Origin of the sequence: Aphanothece microscopica RSMan92, assembly GCF_046613545.2 — a bacterium.
Lineage (GTDB): Bacteria > Cyanobacteriota > Cyanobacteriia > PCC-6307 > Cyanobiaceae > NIES-981.
The window spans coordinates 1-437 of record NZ_JBKKKY020000559.1; the positions used below are offsets into that span (position 1 = coordinate 1).

Annotated in this window: 1 protein-coding gene; it reads left to right on the forward strand. The window is 53.5% G+C overall.

The annotated features are described in order from the left end of the window. Nucleotides 1-41 precede the first annotated feature (41 nt). The coding region (locus tag ACLD7X_RS19045; RefSeq protein ID WP_411425245.1) for a hypothetical protein at nt 42-437 on the forward strand (396 nt) is incomplete at its 3' end.

The following is a 437-nucleotide window of genomic DNA, read 5'->3' on the forward strand; positions in this document are numbered from 1 at the left end:
GAACGGTCGTCAAGGGTCGTAACGCCACAAGGAATGCCGTCGTGGTATTCACCAACACAGGACCAGCGCCGTTGACCGGAACGGCAAGACTCAATACTCCCAACCCAGACTATAGTATTGTTCGGGATGATGGCTCGGCATTGGGAGCATTTACCCTAAACCCCAACGATTCGTATCGAGTGAACATTGTCTATACTGCCCAAGCGCCGGGAGCGTCTACTGTATCGATTGTGTTCGACCTTCCTACGGAGTGCGGTCCAGCGCAGACGACAATCACAGCAGAATGTGTTGAACCCGTAGTGACCATTACGGGACATGACTTTGGTCGCGTTCGTCTTGGCTGCTCGGAGACTGCCGAGCTCATTATTACCAATCGCACCACAGAATCAGCGGATATCACGTCCATCACGCTGAACCCGGCCATACCGCAGGGTATT